This is a genomic window from Bradyrhizobium sp. in8p8 (assembly GCF_000426845.1).
In the GTDB taxonomy this organism is placed as follows: Bacteria; Pseudomonadota; Alphaproteobacteria; order Rhizobiales; family Xanthobacteraceae; genus Bradyrhizobium; species Bradyrhizobium japonicum_C.
Map to the genome: position 1 here is coordinate 176,822 of NZ_AUGD01000002.1, position 18,373 is coordinate 195,194.

Sequence of the window (18,373 nt, forward strand, 5' to 3'; positions counted from 1 at the left end):
TGCCCGTCAGGGTGGAACGGATTCCGACCATCCCGGCTTGATCCGGCATGGATAGGATCTTTCTCGCAACGATGGTGTCGGCCGTTCTGCTGCTGATCGTGGCCGCCGACCTTATGGTCAATGGCCTCGGCCGTCAGCAGGCGGAGGTGGATGTCGCCAGCATGATGCCGGCGTCAGTGGAAGGCCTGTCAAATCGATGCGACGTCACACGTTGCGGCCAATCGGCCAGCTTGGACGCGCGAGCGGAACATTTCGGTCCGCTCCGGACTTCTGCTCACCGCGTCAGCCACAACGGCCAGCGCGATCCGGACAGGCTCAGCTCTGCCTTTGTAGGGGGAGCTGAGCCACCTTCCGCTCCGAGAGACTAGCCCCCGCTCCGATAGACTTGGATATCGAGGTCCCGGATCTTCTTCCGGAGCGTATTGCGGTTGAGACCGAGCAGGTCCGCCGCGCGGATTTGATTGCCGCGGGTGGCAGCGAGAGCGGCCGTGAGCAGCGGAACCTCGATCTCCTTGAGGATGCGGTGGTAAAGGCCGGGCGGCGGCACGCCATTTGGAAATCCCTGGAAGTGTGAGGACAAATACGCCTCCACCGCACCGCCGAGGTTGTCGACGCCCTGCTGAACCGCGGCGCCGGGGCTGACCGAAGGCGGCGCGAGCTCGCCGTCGATGACAGAGGCCGTGATCACGTCCTGCGGATAGAGCGCGGCGAGGCGCCGGGCGAGATTTTCGAGCTCGCGGACGTTGCCCGGCCAGCGGTGCTGTTTCATCCGCTCCAGCGCCAGCGTGTCGAGCTTCTTCGGCGGCAGGCCGTCCTTCTCGGCCAGCGCGAAGAAGTGCCGCACGAGATCGGGCAGGTCCTCGATGCGCTCGCGCAAGGGCGGCAGCCGCAGCGGGACGACGTTGAGGCGGAAGAATAGATCCTCGCGGAACAGGCCCTGCTGTATCAGCACGCGTAGGTCCTTGTTGGAGGCTGCGACGATGCGCACGTCGGTCTTGATCGGGGTGCGGCCGCCGACAGTGGTGTACTCGCCCTGCTGCAGCACCCGCAGCAGGCGGGTCTGCGCCTCCATCGGCATGTCGCCGATTTCGTCAAGGAACAGCGTGCCCCCCTCGGCCTGCTCGAAGCGGCCGGAGGCGCGGGTGTTGGCACCGGTGAAGGCTCCACGCTCGTGGCCGAACAATTCGGACTCGATGAGGTCGCGCGGGATTGCGGCCATATTGACCGCGACGAACGGACCGTTGCGGCGCTTGCCGTAATCGTGCAGTGCCCGCGCCACCAGCTCCTTGCCGGTACCGGACTCGCCCGTGATCATCACGGTGAGGTCGGTCTGCATCAGCCGCGCGAGCACGCGGTAGATTTCCTGCATGGCCGGCGAGCGGCCGACCAGCGGGATCGCCTCCATCTCGGCGTCCTCGTCCGGCGTCGAGGTCCGCTCCTTCGGCTCGGCGAGCGCGCGGCCGACGATGGCGATCAGCTCCTTCAGGTCGAAGGGTTTCGGCAGATATTCATAGGCCCCGCGCTCGGAGGCGCGGATCGCGGTCATGAACGTGTTCTGCGCGCTCATGACGATGACGGGCAGATTCGGCCGCATCTTCTTGATCCGCGGCAACAGGTCGAAGGCGTTTTCGTCGGGCATCACGACGTCGGTGATGACGAGATCGCCCTCCCCTTGGCTGACCCAGCGCCACAGCGTTGCGGCATTGCCGGTCAGCCGCACTTCGTAACCGGCGCGGGACAGTGCCTGATTGAGAACGGTGCGGATGGCGGTATCGTCATCGGCTACGAGAATGCTACCTGCGGGCATCGTTGATCCTCATTTTGCCCCCTGTGACGCAGGCGACGACGTCCCGGCAGAGTCGGCGCGACTGCTTTGATCGGCATGTTTCACCGATGTGGAATACATCGGCATCAGCACGCGGAAGGTGGTCTTGCGCGGCTGAGATTCGCATTCGATGATGCCCCCGTGATCGCCGACGATCTTGGCGACCAATGCAAGGCCCAGACCGGAGCCGGTCTGCTTGGTGGTCACGAAGGGATCGAACAGGTTGGGCAGAAGATCGTCCGGCACGCCCGGCCCGTTGTCCTTCACGCAGAATTCCAGCGGCAGGGATACCCTGGATTTCTGACCGGGCACCGACAGCCGCACGCCGGGGCGGAACGCTGTTGTGAGCTGGATCTCGGCGTCCGGTACGTCGATCAGGGCTTCGGCGGCGTTCTTCACGAGGTTGAGGAACACCTGGATGAGCTGGTCCTGGTTCGCCAGCACCGGCGGCAGCGAGGGATCGTAGTCCTCGACGAAGCGGATGTTGCGGGCAAAGCCCGACTGCGCCAGCCGCTTCACGTGATCGAGCACCGAATGGATGTTGACGGGGCCGCGCACCACGGGACGCTCGTCTCCGAATACCTCCATGCGGTCGACCAGCGTCACGATGCGATCGGCCTCGTCGCAGATCAGCCGCGTCAGCATGCGGTCCTCGGACGAGGCCTGCTGCTCCAGGAGCTGCGCCGCGCCGCGGATGCCTGAGAGCGGGTTTTTGATCTCGTGTGCCAGCATCGCGGCGAGCGCGATCACCGAGCGCGCGGCGCTGCGATGGGTAAGCTGGCGGTCCATCTTGTCGGCGATGGTGCGCTCCTGCAGCATCACCACGATGTGGCCGGGCCGCTCCGTCAGCGGGGCGACATGCAGATCGACCTGACGGTCGCCGCCCATCCGCGGCGTGCCCAGGTCCACCTTGTATTCGTTGACCGGCGAATTCGACGAACGCACCTGGTCGATCAAAGCCAGCAGCGGGCTGCCGAACGGCACCAGTTCCTTCAGCGACTGCCGTTTCAGGAACTGGGTCGAGATCTCGAAGAAGGCTTCGGTCGCGATATTGGCAGCGACAATCTTGCCGTCCGGCCCGATCATCAGAACGGGATTGGGAAGTGCATCGAGGATCGCGTCGCTGTCGGACGGCCGACGATGTTCAGCGGCTAAGCTCATGCAGCAGCCCTCCATGCGAAATCGTCGAAGGCGTCTTGCAGCGATTGGTGGACGAGGCGCGGATCCTCCGAGACCAGGATCTTCTGGCGCCAGGATTTCAGCTTCTCAGCGGGGGCACGGCTCGCCTGCGCGGCGACATCAAGCGCCCAGCCCAGGTGCTTACGGGCATGCCTGAGACCGATGCGCAAACCGTAGAGCGCGCAAACGCCGTCATAGAGCGTGCGGACGTACTGCAGCTGCGCTTCGAGTGAGGGCATGGCCTCCTCAGGCCCGCCGTTGAGACGGCGACCGATCTGACCGGGCAGCCAGGGCTGGCCCTGCGCGCCGCGGCCGATCATGACGGCGTCGGCGCCGGAGGCCTCCAAGGCTGCGAGCGCCTTCTCGTAGGTGGTGATGTCGCCATTGACGACGAGCGGAATGGAGATGGCCTCGCGCACGGCGCGGATCGCATCCCAATCGGCCTCGCCCTTGTAGAACTGGCAACGGGTGCGGCCATGGACAGTGACGAGCTTGACGCCTGATGCCTCCGCGCGCCGCGCTAGTTCCGGCGCATTGCGCGTGCGGTCGTCCCAGCCAAGCCGCATCTTCAGCGTCACCGGCACCTTCACCGCCGCGATGGTTGCGTCGATCAGGCTGACCGCATGGTCGAGATCGCGCATCAACGCCGAGCCCGACTGCCCGCCGGTGACGTGGCGGGCCGGGCAGCCCATGTTGATGTCGATGATGTCGGCGCCTTCGGATTCGGCTATCCGGGCACCTTCGGCCATCCAATGCCGTTCGCAGCCGGCGAGCTGAACCACGTGCGGACCGATTCCCGTGGCTTCGCAGCGCAACCGCGACATCCGGTGGCCGCTGGCGAGCTCATCGCTCGCGGTCATCTCGGAGACGACGAGACCGGCCCCAAGCTCGGCGGCCAGCCGGCGGACGGGCGAGTCCGTCACACCTGACATCGGCGCCAGGAAGACCGGGGTGGCGACATCAATATCGCCTATTTTCAACGGCTTAGAGCCGAATACTGCCGGGCCGGTCACAGGGGTCTCGTTGACTAGGCAGGGCCTCATCGCGCCTGCCATGATCTATCTTGCGCACAATTCTTGTGCAGTCAAGCGTCATGCCTACAGTTTAGACAGTTCTGCAAATCTTTCAAGTGCAGTGCAGCAAAATGCTGTTTCCCACAATCCGGGGAAACCCCCTTTTTTTGCGGGCCTGCCGTGCTAGAGGCATGCCGGCAATAAATCCTGCCCTTCATCAGCAACTGAGTACTTCAGTCCTATGGCGAAATCACAACGCACCGCGGTCGTCCTGGTGGCTGCCGGACGCGGCCTGCGCGCTGGCGCCGGCGGACCGAAGCAGTATCGGACGATCGGCGGTGTGCCCGTTATCTATCGCGCCATGGAGGCGTTCAGCCGCCATCCGGACGTATCAGCGGTGCAGCCCGTCGTTAATCCCGACGACAGCGCCATGTTCACGGCTGCGGTCGCAGGGCTGATGCACGAGCCGCCGACCATGGGTGGGGCCACGCGGCAGGCCTCGGTGCTCGCCGGCCTGGAGGCGCTCGCCAGGCACGAGCCCGACATCGTCCTGATTCACGACGCTGCGCGTCCTTTCGTTTCGGCAGGCGTGATCTCCCGCGCGATCGAGGCGGCGAGCCGCACCGGCGCCGCGATCCCCGTTGTTCCCGTCACCGACACGATCAAGCTCACCGGCGAGAACGGCGAAGTCGAGGACACACCGGACCGGGCGCGCCTCAGGATCGCGCAGACGCCGCAATCCTTTCGTTTCGACGTCATCCTTGAGGCGCATCGTCGCGCGGCAAAGGACGGGCGCAGCGATTTCACCGACGATGCGGCGATTGCCGAATGGGCGGGATTGACGGTCGCAACCTTTGAAGGCGATGTTGCCAACATGAAGCTCACCACCCCCGAGGATTTCGTGCGCGAGGAAGCGCGCTTGGCCGCCCAGCTCGGCGATATCAGGACCGGCACCGGCTATGACGTGCACGCCTTCGGTGAAGGCGACCATGTCATGATTTGTGGCGTGCGGGTGCCGCACACCAAAGGTTTCCTGGCCCATTCCGACGGCGATGTCGGCCTGCATGCGCTGGTGGATGCGATCCTCGGCGCACTCGCCGACGGCGATATCGGCTCGCATTTCCCGCCGAGCGATGCGAAGTGGAAGGGCGCCTCTTCCGATCAGTTCCTGAAATACGCCATCGAGCGCGTCGCCCAGCGCGGCGGCCGCGTCGCCAACCTCGAGGTGACGCTGATCTGCGAGCGGCCCAAGATCGGCCCCTTGCGCGACGCCATGCGCGCCCGCATCGCCGAGATATCAGGCGTGGACATCTCCCGCATCGCGGTGAAGGCAACGACAAGCGAGCGGCTCGGCTTTACCGGCCGCGAGGAAGGCATCGCGGCCACCGCGAGCGCCACCATCCGCCTTCCCTGGAGCGTGTAAGATCATGGGCGGCAGCGACCCACGCGCCCTCTCCCGCTCGCTGCTCGATCTTTGCCGGATGCGCAAGCTGACGATCGCGACTGCCGAATCCTGCACCGGCGGTCTGGTCGCGGCCGCTCTGACCGACATCCCGGGCTCCTCCGACGTGATCGACCGAGGCTTTGTCACCTATTCCAATGACGCCAAGCGCGTCATGCTCGGGGTCGAGCCAAGCACGCTGACGAATTTCGGCGCAGTCAGCAAGGAGACCGCAACCGCTATGGCGATCGGCGCACTGGAGCGCGCCGATGTCGATCTCGCGGTCGCCATCACCGGCATTGCGGGCCCCGGCGGCGCCACGCCCGGTAAACCGGTCGGTCTCGTGCACTTTGCCGCCGCCGCACGCGACGGCCGTATCATCCACCGCGAGCATCGTTTCGGCGCGATTGGCCGCAGCGCGGTGCGCGCCCGCTCGGTGGTCGAGGCGCTGCGCATGCTGATGGATCTCGCCCGCGGGCCGCAAGTCGCAGCCAAGCCGCAGCGTGCCGCCGCCAGCCGCCTGCGCCCGCGCGTGACACGCTCGCCGCGCCGGCATGCAGTGAAGCGCAGGTCGCCGCGTTCGCCGCGGAGCTGAACGACTGCGCCTTCCAAGCCTCTACGCCGCTGCGAGCAGCGCGCTGGCGTGATCGAGCACGCACTGCCTGACCGCGTTCGCCTCCGAGGGCTTTGCCTTCGCACTCACAGTCAGCTCCAGGATCGGCGACGCCGGATTGGCAACATCGACGACTCTGGAGATGTTGACCGAAGGCGCAGCCTGATCGTCCATTCGGGAATCGCTGCGAAGCTCATTCAGGATGCGATCAGCGAGAGCCGAAGCGGCGCTCGCCGGTACCGGAAACGTCACCTTGATCTCGCCTGTGCCCGGATAGGTGCTGTGGTTGATGATGGCCGCGCCCCAAACCTGTCCGTTGGGCAGCAGGATCTGCGTGTTGTCGGGCGCGACCAGCTCGGTCATGAACAGCGACAGAGATCTCACCTTGCCTGCCTTGCCGGCAACCTCGACATCGTCGCCGATGTGAAAGGGCCGGAACAACAATAGCATCACGCCGGCGGCGATATTGGAGAGCGTGCCCTGCAACGCCAGACCAATGGCGAGCGATGTCGCGCCCAATACGGCGACAAGGCTCGCGGTCTGGATGCCGAAGAGCTGCAGCACGGCAATGCCGACGACGGCGAGGACGCCGTAGCGCGCCAAGCTGCCCACGAACAACGTCACCAGCGGATCGACGCGGTGCGCGACGCTCAGGACGCGAGCAACGAAACGGTGCATCGCGCCGGACAGATACCAGCCGACCGCCAACAGCAGGATCGCATAGATCGCGTTCAAGCCGTACAGGATGAGCGATGCTTTCAGCGTATCGAAATTGATGGTCATGGTGACTCCAACCCGAGACAATCCGGAGAGAACTCGTGGCACCGCGAAATGATCCCGGCGGATGTTGATAGGGAACGTAGGCTCGTAACGTGTCGGAGCGTCGCGCAATCAGGAATCGCTCACGCAGAGTCGGCGGGCCTGATTTGCTTTGCACTGCATCCAGGCTACGCACTCATGTGCGCCGGGGCCCAATAGCGAAGGCGGTGGATTGCATGGGTTTCTCCACCGTCATTTCGAGCACAACAAAGCAATCCGAATCCTTCCGCGGAGAGATCTGGATTGCTTCGTCGCAAGAGATCCTCGCAATGACGGTGGAAAGATCGGTGCCTGCGGCAGCTACGTCGACGCGAGCTTCGGCCGCCCGTAGATCGCGTCCGCCCGTTTCTCGAACGCTGTGGAGAAGCGCGCGAAGGCGGCATCGAACATCGAGCCCATCAGCATCGCGAGCATGCGGCTCCTGAACTCGTAGGACAGGAAGAAACCAACATCGCAGACGCCCTCGCCTTTGGGCTCGAACGTCCAGCGGTTTTCGAGGTTGCTGAAGGGTCCTTGCAGGTATTCGACGAGGATCTTCAGGTTGGCGCGATCTAGCGTCACCCGGCTGGTGAAGGACTCCTTGATCAGCTTGAACGACACCGTCATGTCGGCCACCAGCACCTCGGTGCCATCGGGCTTGGCCATGCGCTGACGAACTTTCAGCGCGCTGCACAGCGGCACGAATTCCGGGTAGCGCTCGACGTCGGCGACCAGATCGAACATCTCGGGTGCGCTGTGATTGACACGGCGCTTGCTCGAAAAACGGGGCATATCGGTTCAGCGGGCGTTAGCGGCCCGCGCGGCCTTCAGTCGGGCAAAGTCCTCGCCGGCATGATGCGAAGAGCGGGTCAGCGGGCTCGCCGACACCATCAGAAAGCCCTTGGTGTAGGCGACCTTCTCATAAGAACTGAATTCGTCCGGCGGCACGTAGCGCATCACGGCGTGATGCTTGCGCGTCGGCTGGAGATATTGCCCAATGGTCAGGAAGTCGACGTCCGCCGACCGCAGGTCGTCCATCACCTGGAGCACCTCGTGGCGCTCCTCGCCGAGGCCGACCATGATGCCGGACTTGGTGAAGATGGTGGGATCGAGCTCCTTGACCCGCTGCAGCAGCCGGATCGAGTGGAAATAGCGCGCGCCTGGCCGCACGGTGAGATAGCGCGACGGCACGGTCTCGAGATTGTGGTTGAACACGTCGGGCTTCGCCGCAACGACAACCTCGAGCGCGCTATCCTTGCGCAGGAAATCCGGCGTGAGGATCTCGATCGTGGTCGAGGGACAGGCGACCCGGATCGCGCGGATGGTCTGCGCGAAATGCTCGGCACCGCCGTCGGCGAGGTCATCGCGATCGACCGAGGTGATGACGACATGGGCGAGGCCCAGCTTGGCGGTCGCCTCGGCAACGTTCTGCGGCTCGGCCGCATCCAACGCATTCGGCAGGCCGGTCTTGACGTTGCAGAAGGCACAGGCGCGGGTGCAGGTGTCACCCATGATCATGAAGGTCGCGTGCTTCTTGTCCCAGCACTCGCCGATGTTCGGACAGCCGGCCTCCTCGCAAACCGTGTGCAGGCCGTTGGACCGCACGATGTTCCGGGTGTCGGCGTAGCCGCGGGTGCTCGGCGCACGCACGCGAATCCAGTCCGGCTTCGGCGGCGAAGCGGAATCGGGCCGGTTCACCTTTTCAGGGTGGCGCGGGCGCAACGGGTTCGAGATGGTATCGACAATAACGACCATGGGGTGTCCGGTCTGTTCAGACCCTACCTAGTCGGTCTGGCCAGGCATCGCAACCCGCCTCGCCCCGCTTCAGGGAACATGGCAGATATGGGCAATATCCTGCTCTGTTCTCAGGCGATTCTCACCTCGAATGGCTCCAATCTCGAAGATCTCATCCCCGCCTCTTGGCAAGCGGCTGAAGCGGGCCTTTTTCAGCCGCAGCGTTCACGAGGTCGCTCCTGACCTGATCGGTGCGACCATGCTGGTCGACGGCGTCGGCGGCATCATCGTCGAGGTCGAGGCGTATCATCACACCGATCCGGCTGCGCACTCCTATCGCGGGCCGACTCCGCGGAACCAGGTCATGTTCGGCCCGCCGGGCTTTGCCTATGTCTATCGCTCCTACGGCATCCACTGGTGCGTGAACTTCGTCTGCGAGGAGGAAGGCTCGGCCAGCGCCGTACTGATCCGCGCGATTGAGCCGACGCATGGCCTGGCTGCGATGCGCCGCCGGCGGCACCTGCAGGACTTGCATGCGCTATGCTCGGGCCCAGGCAAGCTGACCGAGGCGCTCGGCATCACTATCGCGCACAACGCCCTGCCGCTGGACCGCCCGCCGATCGCGCTGCATGCGCGGACGGAGGATGTGGAGGTCGCAACCGGGATTCGGATCGGCATCACCAAGGCGGTCGAACTTCCCTGGCGCTATGGCATCAAGGGCTCGAAGTTCTTGAGCAAGCCATTTCCGAAATAGGCTTACGATGCCTGTTTCAGCCGCTCCAGCGCCTCGAGCAGCTTGGCCTTGCGGGCCAGCGCCGCCTCGCGCTTTTCACGCTCCTCCTCGACGACCTCCTCGGCCGCGTTGGCGACGAATTTCTCATTGGCCAGCTTGGACTCGGCACGCTTGATGTCGGCGTCGGCCTTGCCGATCTCCTTGTCGAGACGCGTGCGCTCGGCGGCGACGTCGATCACGCCCTTCAGCGGCAGCGCAGCGACCTCACCGCGCACCAGAAGCTGAACCGCGCCGTCGGGCGCGCGGTCGGCGAAGGAGATGTCCGACAACCGGGCCATACGCTTGATCACATCGGTCCAGCGAGGGGCGCGCTCCTTGGTCTCCGCAGATGCGCCCGCAAGCACCAGCGCCGTCAGCGTCGCGGGCGGGATATTCATCTCGGCGCGCACCGAGCGGATCTGGGTGATGAGGTCGATCACCCAGCCGATCTCGGCCTCCGCCGCAGGATCAGTGAAGTCGGCATGGTCGAAGATCGGCAGCACCCAGGCCGGCGAGACCAGCGCATCGGTCGGCCCCGTCGTCGCGGCGAGCATCGCGAGTTGCTCCGGCGTCGGCCCGACCGGCTTGAGCGGCCACGGCGCCAGCGCGAGCAGGCCCTCACGCTTGGCCGTCACCTCCCACAGCTCTTCGGTGATGAAGGGCATAAACGGGTGCAGCAGCTTCAGGATCGCATCGCGCGCCCAGGCGACCATGGCGCGGGTCTCGTCCTTGGCTGGGCTGTCCGGACCCAGCAGCATGGGCTTTGCGAGCTCGACATACCAATCGCAATAGACGTTCCAGACGAAGCGGTAGATGCTGCCTGCGGCGTCATTGAAGCGATAGGCCTCGATGGCCTCGGTGACCTCACGCGTGGTGTGCGCGGTCTCATGCGCGATCCAGCGGTTGAGTGTCTCCTTCGCCTTCGCCGGCGCGAAACCTTCTGGCACTGCGCAGTGGTTCATCTCGGCGAACCTGCACGCGTTCCAGAGCTTCGTCGCGAAATTGCGGTAACCCTCGACGCGGCTGGTGGCGAGCTTGATGTCTCGCCCCTGCGCCGCCATCGCGGCCAGGGTGAAGCGCAGCGCGTCCGCCCCGTATTCGTCGATCAGGTTGAGGGGATCGATGACGTTGCCCTTCGACTTCGACATCTTGGCGCCCTTCTCGTCGCGGACGAGGGCGTGGATGTAGACGGTGGAGAACGGCACTTCCTTCATGAAGTGCAGGCCCATCATCATCATGCGGGCGACCCAGAAGAAGATGATGTCGAAGCCGGTCACCAGCGCATTGGTCGGATAATAGCGCTGCACCTCGGGTGTATCGTCGGGCCAGCCAAGCGTGGAGAACGGCCACAGCGCCGAGGAGAACCAGGTGTCGAGCACGTCCTCGTCACGGGTGATGAAGCCTTCGCGCTTGTTACGGTCGAGCGCCATCTCGCGCCCCTGCTCCGGGGTGATGACTTCCTGCTCGACGTAGTAGCCAAGGGCGTGGCTGATCGCCTCCTCCTCGGTCTCGGCGACAAACACCTTCCCGTCAGGGCCATACCAGGCCGGAATCTGGTGGCCCCACCAGAGCTGGCGCGAGATGCACCAGGGCTGGATGTTCTCCATCCAGTCGAAATAGGTCTTCTCCCAGTTCTTCGGCACGAACGTCGTTTCGCCCGAGCGCACCGCCGCGATCGCAGGCCTCGCCAGCGTCTTGGCGTCGACATACCATTGGTCGGTCAGATACGGCTCGATCACGCTGTTGGAGCGGTCTCCATGCGGCACCATGTGGGTGTGCGGCTCGATTCGCTCGACGAAGCCGAACGATTCCAGCCGCTCGACGATGCGCTTGCGGGCGGCGAAGCGGTCGACCTTGTGGAACTCCTCGGCGAATTGCGAAGCCCCTTCGGGCAGGTCCCGCAAATAGTCTTCGTTGTCGAGGAGATCGAGACACCCCTCCCTGTCGAGCACGCTGATCCGACGCAGGCCATGGCGATTGCCGACCTCGAAGTCGTTGAAGTCGTGCGCCGGGGTTATCTTCACCGCGCCCGAGCCCTTCCCCGGATCGGAATACTCGTCCGCGACGATCTGAATCTTGCGGCCGACCAGGGGCAGGATGACGTTCTTGCCGATCAGGTTCTCATAGCGCTCGTCATCGGGATGCACGGCCACGCCCGTGTCGCCGAGCATGGTCTCGGGGCGCGTGGTGGCGACGACGATGAAGCTGGAGGAATCATCTGGGCTGAATGTCTTGCCCTCGATCGGGTAGCGCAGATACCAAAGGTTGCCCTTGACCTCGATCTGCTGCACTTCGAGATCGGAGATTGCAGTCAGCAGCTTGGTGTCCCAATTCACCAGCCGCTTGTCCTTGTAGATCAGACCCTCGCGGTGCAGTTCGACGAAGACCTTGACGACGGCCTTCGAGAGGCCCTCGTCCATGGTGAACCGCTCGCGCGACCAGTCACAGGAGGCGCCGAGCCGCTTGAGCTGGTTGATGATGGTATCGCCGCTCTCGGCCTTCCACTGCCAGACCCGTTCGAGAAACTTCGCGCGCCCCATCTCGCGGCGGCCGGGCTGCTGACGCTCCATCAGCTGGCGCTCGACCACCATCTGCGTGGCGATACCGGCATGATCGGTGCCGGGCTGCCAAAGCACGTCGCGGCCGCGCATGCGCTCGAACCGGCACAGGATGTCCTGCAGCGTATTGTTCAGTGCGTGGCCCATGTGCAGCGAGCCCGTCACGTTCGGTGGCGGGATCACAATGGTAAAGGGCACGGCATCACGGCGATCAGGGCGGCCGGCCTTGAAAGCGAGGCTGTCCTCCCACACGACGGACATGCGGGTTTCGATATCGGCGGGCTGGTAATTTTTCTCGATCATGGGCTGTTAGAAAGCCGCGCGAGGGGGCCAAGTCAACGGACAAGTCAACAAAGGTGAGCGCAGACGGGCGCTCCGGTCCGCTCAAACGCCAGTATGGCGCACAAGCGGGGCCATATCAGGGCCGGGCATATCCTTCCTATCGGCCGCCGCGCGAGACCCGTTCGATTTCCGCCTTCACGATGCGCTCAACGAGGCCCGGCAGGTTGTCGTCGAGCCAGGACTTCAGCATCGGCCGCAGCATCTCCTTGACCAGATCCTCCAGCGTCCGTGCATTGCTGCTGAGCACCGTATGGGCCAGGGAGTTGAACGCGGATTCGACCGCCGAGACCGTCGATTGCGCCAGGATCGGCTGCTGCGGCGGCAGTGGCGGCGCGTCGAAATCCACCGGCGCGTAGGAAGGTGGCGGCGTCGGACGGGGGGGCGACTCGGCGAATTCAAGATCGTCCCGCGGCTCGACCTTGCGGAAGCTCGGCGGCGGTGGAGGCGGTGTCGGATCCATCACCATCTCGTCCGTCAGCTCGAGCACGTCGGGTTCCGGCTCGGGCTCGGGCTCGGGCTCGGGGGCACGGACCTCGGGCGCAGGCGTAGCTGCGTCGAGCCCAGCCAGCAGCGCGTCGATATCGTCCTGGCTGTTGGAGGCATCCGCCGCCGGCGCGGGTGGCGCCGCTGGAGCCGGCTTCGCAGCTGGCGGCGCAGGCTTCTCAGCGGCCGGTTTGGCAGGAGCGACCTTGGATGGTGGAATGTCGTTCATGGCCTGCGGCTTCGGCGGAGCGGCCGGCGCTGCAGCCTTCTCGGGCTTGGTGGCCTCGGCCGGCGGTGGCTTGGCCTCATCGTCGGCAATGATGCGCCGGATCGAGGCCAGAATCTCCTCCATCGAGGGTTCTGTAACCTTTGCAGGCTGCGTCATCTCCGACTCCACATCATCAACGCCCTCGCATGCGTTGTTTTACACCAAGCACGACAGGATTGGCCGGTTCCGCAACGAGAGGCCCGTCATTTTCGTCGCGGCGGCCCGACTTGTCCCCAGATCACGGCTCAACGTGCAGCGGTGCGCCCCTGCCCCCGGGCACTCAAGCCTTACGCACACGACATCAACGCGGGCGAATCGACCCGCATCATCTTGGCAAGGCTATGTCAGGGAATTTGACGATTGCAAGCAAAGCACCGGTCGACCTCAGCTGTTTGCGAGGTCGACCGGATGACTACGGGAATCAGCGCCCGTCGGGCGTGCGTACGCCCGCCCAGCTGTCGCGGACCTGATGGTAGTGAACGCTTGCGTCGTAGGTCGTGGTCCGCAGACCAAGCACCTGCGGCGACAGGCGGCCGACGGCCGCGAGAACATTATAGGACGCAACCACGCGATCATGCTGCGCCGTGACCAGCGCGACGCGTGCGTTAACCAGCGCCTGTTGCGCGTTGAGGACGTCGAGCGTGGTGCGTTGCCCGGCTTTCGCTTCCTCGCGCACGCCGTTCAGCGCGATCTCGGACGCAGCCACCTGAGACTGGGCTGACTGCACCTGCGCCTTGGTGGCCTGCAACGATCCCCACCATTGCACCACGGTCGCACGAGTCTGGTCGCGCGTGGTTTCGAGGTTGAGGCGCTGCTGCGCCAGATTCTCCTTGGACTGGCGGATCAGCGAATATTCGCTACCGCCCTGATAAATCGGCACCGAGACCTGCGCGATCGCGGCAGCGTTGAACGCCCTATACTGGATCAGGGATTGTTCGTATGCCTGCGTGGCGCTGGCCTGCAAAGTGACGGTCGGCAGAAGGGCACCTTCGGCGACTTTCACCTGCAGAAAGTTGACGTCGATGCCGAACATTGCGGCCGTCACATTGGGATGCTCGACCAGACTGAGCTCGATGGCCGAAGCGAGCGTCGGAGGCAGGAACCGATCGACGGGCGAACCTGGCGCCAGATTCGTTGGCTCGTTGCCGATGATGCGCCGGAAGTTCGCGCGCGTCGTGGTGAGATTCGCCTCGGCGGTGAGCGCCTGAGTCCTGCCGGCAGCCAGTTGCGCTTCCGATTGGGCGACGTCGGTGCGGGTCACTTCGCCGACGTTGAAACGGTCACGAGTCTGCTTCAGCGTTTGCTCGAGCACGCGCACGTTGCTGCGCTGGACTTCGAGCGTGGCGGCATCGCGCAGATAGTCCATGTAAACCGTGGCCGCCTGGAGCAGCACATTTTGATCAAGACTGCGCAGGGCTTCGCGGGCTCCGGACACCTGACTCTCAGCGGCGCGTGTCCGATTGGCCGTCTGGTTGCCGTTGTACAATGTCTGGGAAGCAGTCAGTCCCACGCTTCGGGGGATGCCGGTCCCGTTAGCCGGAACGCTGGTGCTGCTGCTCTTGAAGTCCGAGTACTGATAACCAGCGCTCGCGGACAGCGAGACCCTGGGACGATAGCCGGACAGGGCCTGAGGCACGTTTTCGTCAGTCGAGCGCACCTGGGCGCGCTGCGCGTTGAGTTGCGGATTGTCCTGATAGGCACGCACCAGCGCGCCTTCCATGGTCTCCGCCAAGGCAGGCGTCGGCCCGGCAAGCGCGAGCAGCAGGACCGAAACCGCAGCTCCGGTGAAGAGCTTCACCCCATGCATCCCTGAATTCCGTTCATTCTAACGCCCGGCTCGTGCCCGCGAGCTAGGTACCGTCTACCAGTGGAGTCGCTGCCCCGCCGCAACATAGGACGCGGTCAAGCGCGACGGAACTACCCGGGAGGGGTTCTCAGTGGAAACTCTTCACGTGCAGCATCCCGGCCACACTTCTGATTCGGAACGGGATTTTAACGGGCTGTGGGCTCAGAAGACGAAGGCAGGCGCCCGTTCCAGCCCGGGAAGGACCGGGGCTGCGGCGTCGAACAGCGTCCGATGGCCGAATTCACCGTGGGTACGGGTCACGAGCATGGCGCGCGGCGGCTTGGACTCGGCCGAGACCCCCACCAGACGTCCGCCTTCCTTGAGCTGCCCGAGCAGAGCTTCCGGCAACACCTCGGCAGCGCCGTTGAGGATGATCACGTCATAGGGGGCGGCGGAGGGATCTCCCTCGGGGCAGGCCGCCGCCCTGCAGGCGATATTGGCAAGTCCCAGAGAGGTGAAGGCGGCCTTGGCCTTCGCAGCCAAGGCCGAATCGCACTCGGTCGCAGTGATCTGCCGCGCGAGCTTGGCGCTCAGAGCGGCCAGGTAGCCGGTGGCGCAACCGACGACCAGCACGTTGTCAACCTCGCCTATCTCAGCGGCCTGGAGCAGCTTGCCGGTCAGCGCCGGCTTGATGAGGAACCGCTTGGCCGCCCCTTCGCTGACGTCCAGATCGAGATCGAGGTACGATAGCGCCTGCCTGGCGGCCGGCACGAAGGCCTCACGCGGAACCGTGAGCATGGCATCGAGAACACGACGATCGGTGACGTCATTGGTGCGCACCTGGCCATCGACCATTTTTTGGCGCGCGGTCGAAAAACCGGACATTTGCGGACCCTGCAATGCGGACGATGCCGCGGACGAGAATTCGCGGCATCTTTGGAGCATGCTCGGTCAAAACGCAACATGGCCGGTAGACCTGAGACACCAGGCTACGCCACTCCCTCGGAGCCCGGCCGATCAGCCTTATTCGATCGCCACCGCGAGGCGGCCGATCAGAGCGGCGATCTCGCCCAGCCGGGCGGAATCCGGCGTCTCGACCGCGCGCGCCAGGCAGGCGAGGCATTCATCGTCGCTGAGCTCGGGAACGCCCGCCGGCAGAATCGAGGGGGCCATGTGAGAGCGGTCGACCGGGATGTCTGGCATGGGAATCGGCTCCGTAAATGTCCGGCAACTCAATGCTGCATCCGGATTGGGTCGATTTGGCGCCGTCCGCATGGCGTCACCGCGCCCGCGCATCCTTTTGACGTGCGATCCACCCCTTGGGACATGCTCCAGCACTACGCGAGCGAGTTCACTCGCCACGCTAGATCACGAGCCTAAACCACAGAAATACTTGAAGGATTTGGCTCCCCGGGCTGGATTCGAACCAGCGACCATCCGATTAACAGTCGGATGCTCTACCGCTGAGCTACCGAGGAAAAGGCGAACCGTTCGTTCGCGCGCGGCTGCGTATAACAAAGCCGCTTGCGCTTGCAAAGGACGAATTCGTCATCGTCCGCAATGCGTCTTGAGAAAGGGGGCTGGAATGGCTCCTCCTCCAGCCAACCCCGGCCACGCACTATGCCGCGAGGAACGAATTGCTTGGTCCGGCGTCGCAGCGCGGCGACTGGGAGAGGTTGGCGTTCTTCCGCCTCGTCCTCGTCTTGCCAATCAACGCGGATGTTCCAGACGCAGCCTTCGTCGTCGAACCGACAAACGTGCTGGCCGGGGTCTGCAGCACCTTGTCGATTCGCGACGCGAGATGCGCTGCGCATTCTCGGCAGCAATGAACTGACCTTCACAGATCCGCGGCGCTTGCTTTCTCCGGGAGTGGCGTCGGCACGGCCGCGCCGTTGCTCTTCCCAGTAACGGCACCCACCAGCGCCTTGACGGGATCGTCGTCCGGCGCAAAGCCGCCCTGGCGCAGGATCTCGTCGATCATCGGACGCAGCGCATGCACCTTCAGGAGCTCGCCCGCGAGACCCTCGCCGAAGCCGACATTGCCGCCCGCGCCGGTGCCGTTCCCGCCGAACGCGCCGCCGGTGTGCAGGATGCGGACATCCTTCAGATTGGCGATCGGCCTGACCATTTCGGCCAGCGCCGAGGGCATCGTCTCGATCCGCTTCTTGGCGATCTCGAAATCGATGACGTTGCTGCCGAGCTTGTTCTGCGCCTCGTTTTTCATCGTGATGACGGCGGCCTCCGCCTCACCGATGTTCCTGACGCCGACCGCCTTGATCTTGTTGGACTCGGCTTCGGCGGTGGCCAGTGTGGTGATGGCCTCGGCGCGGTCGAGCGCCGCCCTCTTCTCCGCCTCGGCTGCCACGATGACCTCGGTCGACTTGCGCTCGGCCTCGGTGCGCGCAGCGAGCACCTGGGTCAGGCGGGCGCGATCGGCGACTTCGACGGCGCGCGCGGTCACGACCTTTTCTTCCGCCGAGACGGCGAGCGCTTCTGCGGTCTTGGCTTCGGCGACGGCTTCCGAGGTCTCCTTGCTCTTGGCCGCGATCTGGATCTCGTTCTCCTGGGTCGCGATCTGGATCTCGCGCTGGGCGTCGGTCCTGCGCTTGTTGATCGCTAGATCCGATTCAATGACTGCGGTCTCCTTGACCTGCTTGGCACCCGCCTCCTTCTCGGCAACCGCACGGTCGGTATCGATGCGCGCGTTCTCCTCGGTCAGGCGTGCGGTTTGCGTCGCTGTTGCGACCTCGGCGCGGGTGCTGGCGGTCTTGTTGGCGATGTCGCGCTCCTGCGACAGCTCGGCTTCTTTCTTGGTGCGCTCGATGGTCAGCGTCTGCTGCCGCGCCTCGAGGTCCTTCTGCGCGATTGCCACCTCGTTGTCGCGCACGATCGCATTGCGGTCGCGGCGACGGGTCTCGGTGATGGTCTTCAGCTGGGTAAGACCTTCGGCGTCGAAGAAGTTTTCCGGATTGAAGAACTTCACGTCGGTCTGGTCGAGCTTCGTCAGGGACACCGATTCCAGCTCGAGGCCGTTCGACTTCACGTCGGACTCGACCGTCGACTGCACGTGCTTGACGAAATCCGAGCGCTTCTCCTGGAGCTCCAGGATGGTCATGGTCGCCGCCACCGACCGCAAGCCGTCGACGAATTTCGCCTCGACCTGGTTGCGTAGCGCCTCGGCATCGTTGGTCAATGCACCCAGCGTCTGGCTGGCGAGCGCAATGCTCTCCTCGTCGGGGCGGACACGCACGTAGAACTCTGCAACGATATCGACGCGCAGACGGTCCTTGGTGATGAGGGATTCCCGCTCCTTGCGCTCGACGGTGAGGCGCAGCGTCTTCAGGTTGACACAGGCATAGGAGTGGAAGATCGGCAGGATCATGGCGCCCCCGTCGAGCACGACCTTCTTGCCGCCAAGCCCGGTGCGCACGAAGGCTTCGTCGCGGGTGGCGCGCTTGTAGAGGATGGTGAAGACGATCCCCAGAACGACGATCAGCGCGACGCCGATCATGGCCGGGACTGCAATGTCGAACATGGACTCTCTCCGCTGGATGGGGCTTG

Annotated in this window: 15 protein-coding genes and 1 tRNA gene; 3 read left to right on the forward strand and 13 right to left on the reverse strand. The window is 64.6% G+C overall.

What is annotated here, in order from left to right; genetic code table 11:
• Positions 1-364: 364 nt before the first annotated feature.
• Genes ntrC through dusB form a run of 3 tightly spaced genes read right to left on the reverse strand, consistent with a single transcriptional unit; the run spans position 365 to position 3,984 of the window.
• Entirely contained in the window at positions 365-1,807 is a 1,443-nt protein-coding gene (gene ntrC, locus K408_RS0106070) for a nitrogen regulation protein NR(I) (protein ID WP_024341775.1), read from the reverse strand.
• 9 nt (positions 1,808-1,816) lie between these two features.
• Positions 1,817-2,986 (reverse strand): two-component system sensor histidine kinase NtrB, encoded by a 1,170-nt coding sequence (locus tag K408_RS0106075; protein ID WP_024341774.1) that lies wholly within the window; start codon positions 2,984-2,986, stop codon positions 1,817-1,819.
• Positions 2,983-3,984, reverse strand: a complete 1,002-nt coding sequence (gene dusB / locus K408_RS0106080; protein WP_196232363.1) for a tRNA dihydrouridine synthase DusB — start codon at positions 3,982-3,984, stop codon at positions 2,983-2,985. Before dusB ends, K408_RS0106075 begins: the two co-directional genes overlap by 4 nt.
• A gap of 274 nt (positions 3,985-4,258) precedes the next feature.
• Here dusB and K408_RS0106085 point away from each other — a divergent pair, with 274 nt between their 5' ends.
• Both K408_RS0106085 and K408_RS0106090 read left to right on the forward strand, forming a co-directional pair.
• Positions 4,259-5,440 (forward strand): bifunctional 2-C-methyl-D-erythritol 4-phosphate cytidylyltransferase/2-C-methyl-D-erythritol 2,4-cyclodiphosphate synthase, encoded by a 1,182-nt coding sequence (locus K408_RS0106085; protein ID WP_024341772.1) that lies wholly within the window; start codon positions 4,259-4,261, stop codon positions 5,438-5,440.
• 4 nt (positions 5,441-5,444) lie between these two features.
• Positions 5,445-6,053 carry a CinA family protein gene (locus K408_RS0106090; protein ID WP_024341771.1) on the forward strand — a complete coding sequence of 203 codons (609 nt, stop codon included), beginning with the start codon at positions 5,445-5,447 and terminating at the stop codon, positions 6,051-6,053.
• A gap of 21 nt (positions 6,054-6,074) precedes the next feature.
• On the opposite strand, the gene K408_RS0106095 is transcribed toward K408_RS0106090, so the two are convergent.
• The 3 genes from K408_RS0106095 to lipA form a co-directional block, all read right to left on the reverse strand.
• The gene (locus tag K408_RS0106095) at positions 6,075-6,854 is read right to left on the reverse strand and encodes a mechanosensitive ion channel family protein (protein WP_024341770.1); all 780 of its coding nucleotides are present in this window, start codon (positions 6,852-6,854) and stop codon (positions 6,075-6,077) included.
• Between the two features lie 336 nt (positions 6,855-7,190).
• On the reverse strand, positions 7,191-7,661 hold the full coding sequence (locus tag K408_RS0106100) for a type II toxin-antitoxin system RatA family toxin (RefSeq protein ID WP_024341769.1): 471 nt from the start codon (positions 7,659-7,661) through the stop codon (positions 7,191-7,193).
• 6 nt (positions 7,662-7,667) lie between these two features.
• Positions 7,668-8,624: a lipoyl synthase gene (gene lipA, locus K408_RS0106105; protein ID WP_024341768.1), complete on the reverse strand. Its 957-nt coding sequence runs from the start codon at positions 8,622-8,624 to the stop codon at positions 7,668-7,670.
• Between the two features lie 130 nt (positions 8,625-8,754).
• On the opposite strand from lipA, the gene K408_RS0106110 reads away from it, so the two are divergent.
• Positions 8,755-9,357 carry a DNA-3-methyladenine glycosylase gene (locus tag K408_RS0106110; RefSeq protein ID WP_024341767.1) on the forward strand — a complete coding sequence of 201 codons (603 nt, stop codon included), beginning with the start codon at positions 8,755-8,757 and terminating at the stop codon, positions 9,355-9,357.
• A 2-nt stretch (positions 9,358-9,359) separates the two neighbouring features.
• On the opposite strand, the gene K408_RS0106115 is transcribed toward K408_RS0106110, so the two are convergent.
• From K408_RS0106115 to K408_RS0106150, 7 genes are all read right to left on the reverse strand, one after another.
• A complete protein-coding gene (locus tag K408_RS0106115; RefSeq protein WP_024341766.1) occupies positions 9,360-12,236 on the reverse strand; it encodes a valine--tRNA ligase in 2,877 nt (958 codons plus the stop codon).
• 136 nt (positions 12,237-12,372) lie between these two features.
• The gene (locus tag K408_RS0106120; protein WP_024341765.1) at positions 12,373-13,143 is read right to left on the reverse strand and encodes a PopZ family protein; all 771 of its coding nucleotides are present in this window, start codon (positions 13,141-13,143) and stop codon (positions 12,373-12,375) included.
• Between the two features lie 304 nt (positions 13,144-13,447).
• On the reverse strand, positions 13,448-14,833 hold the full coding sequence (locus K408_RS0106125; RefSeq protein WP_024341764.1) for a TolC family outer membrane protein: 1,386 nt from the start codon (positions 14,831-14,833) through the stop codon (positions 13,448-13,450).
• A 201-nt stretch (positions 14,834-15,034) separates the two neighbouring features.
• Positions 15,035-15,697, reverse strand: coding sequence for a protein-L-isoaspartate O-methyltransferase family protein (locus K408_RS0106130; protein ID WP_024341763.1), 663 nt, complete (start codon positions 15,695-15,697; stop codon positions 15,035-15,037).
• Positions 15,698-15,835: 138 nt separating this feature from the next.
• Positions 15,836-16,015 (reverse strand): hypothetical protein, encoded by a 180-nt coding sequence (locus K408_RS0106135; protein ID WP_024341762.1) that lies wholly within the window; start codon positions 16,013-16,015, stop codon positions 15,836-15,838.
• Between the two features lie 200 nt (positions 16,016-16,215).
• A tRNA-Asn gene (locus tag K408_RS0106140) sits at positions 16,216-16,290 on the reverse strand.
• 359 nt (positions 16,291-16,649) lie between these two features.
• Positions 16,650-18,347: a flotillin family protein gene (locus K408_RS0106150; protein WP_024341761.1), complete on the reverse strand. Its 1,698-nt coding sequence runs from the start codon at positions 18,345-18,347 to the stop codon at positions 16,650-16,652.
• Positions 18,348-18,373: the final 26 nt, after the last annotated feature.

Bases quoted from the DNA above. Each gene is read 5' to 3' on its own strand.
- K408_RS0106110 (WP_024341767.1), top strand. From the start codon at position 8,755: ATGGCTCCAATCTCGAAGATCTCATCCCCGCCTCTTGGCAAGCGGCTG.
- K408_RS0106120 (WP_024341765.1), bottom strand. From the start codon at position 13,143: ATGACGCAGCCTGCAAAGGTTACAGAACCCTCGATGGAGGAGATTCTG.
- ntrC (WP_024341775.1), bottom strand. From the start codon at position 1,807: ATGCCCGCAGGTAGCATTCTCGTAGCCGATGACGATACCGCCATCCGC.
- K408_RS0106090 (WP_024341771.1), top strand. From the start codon at position 5,445: ATGGGCGGCAGCGACCCACGCGCCCTCTCCCGCTCGCTGCTCGATCTT.
- K408_RS0106100 (WP_024341769.1), bottom strand. From the start codon at position 7,661: ATGCCCCGTTTTTCGAGCAAGCGCCGTGTCAATCACAGCGCACCCGAG.
- K408_RS0106150 (WP_024341761.1), bottom strand. From the start codon at position 18,347: ATGTTCGACATTGCAGTCCCGGCCATGATCGGCGTCGCGCTGATCGTC.
- K408_RS0106135 (WP_024341762.1), bottom strand. From the start codon at position 16,015: ATGCCAGACATCCCGGTCGACCGCTCTCACATGGCCCCCTCGATTCTG.
- K408_RS0106125 (WP_024341764.1), bottom strand. From the start codon at position 14,833: ATGCATGGGGTGAAGCTCTTCACCGGAGCTGCGGTTTCGGTCCTGCTG.
- K408_RS0106095 (WP_024341770.1), bottom strand. From the start codon at position 6,854: ATGACCATCAATTTCGATACGCTGAAAGCATCGCTCATCCTGTACGGC.
- K408_RS0106075 (WP_024341774.1), bottom strand. From the start codon at position 2,986: ATGAGCTTAGCCGCTGAACATCGTCGGCCGTCCGACAGCGACGCGATC.
- K408_RS0106085 (WP_024341772.1), top strand. From the start codon at position 4,259: ATGGCGAAATCACAACGCACCGCGGTCGTCCTGGTGGCTGCCGGACGC.
- K408_RS0106115 (WP_024341766.1), bottom strand. From the start codon at position 12,236: ATGATCGAGAAAAATTACCAGCCCGCCGATATCGAAACCCGCATGTCC.
- lipA (WP_024341768.1), bottom strand. From the start codon at position 8,624: ATGGTCGTTATTGTCGATACCATCTCGAACCCGTTGCGCCCGCGCCAC.
- K408_RS0106130 (WP_024341763.1), bottom strand. From the start codon at position 15,697: ATGTCCGGTTTTTCGACCGCGCGCCAAAAAATGGTCGATGGCCAGGTG.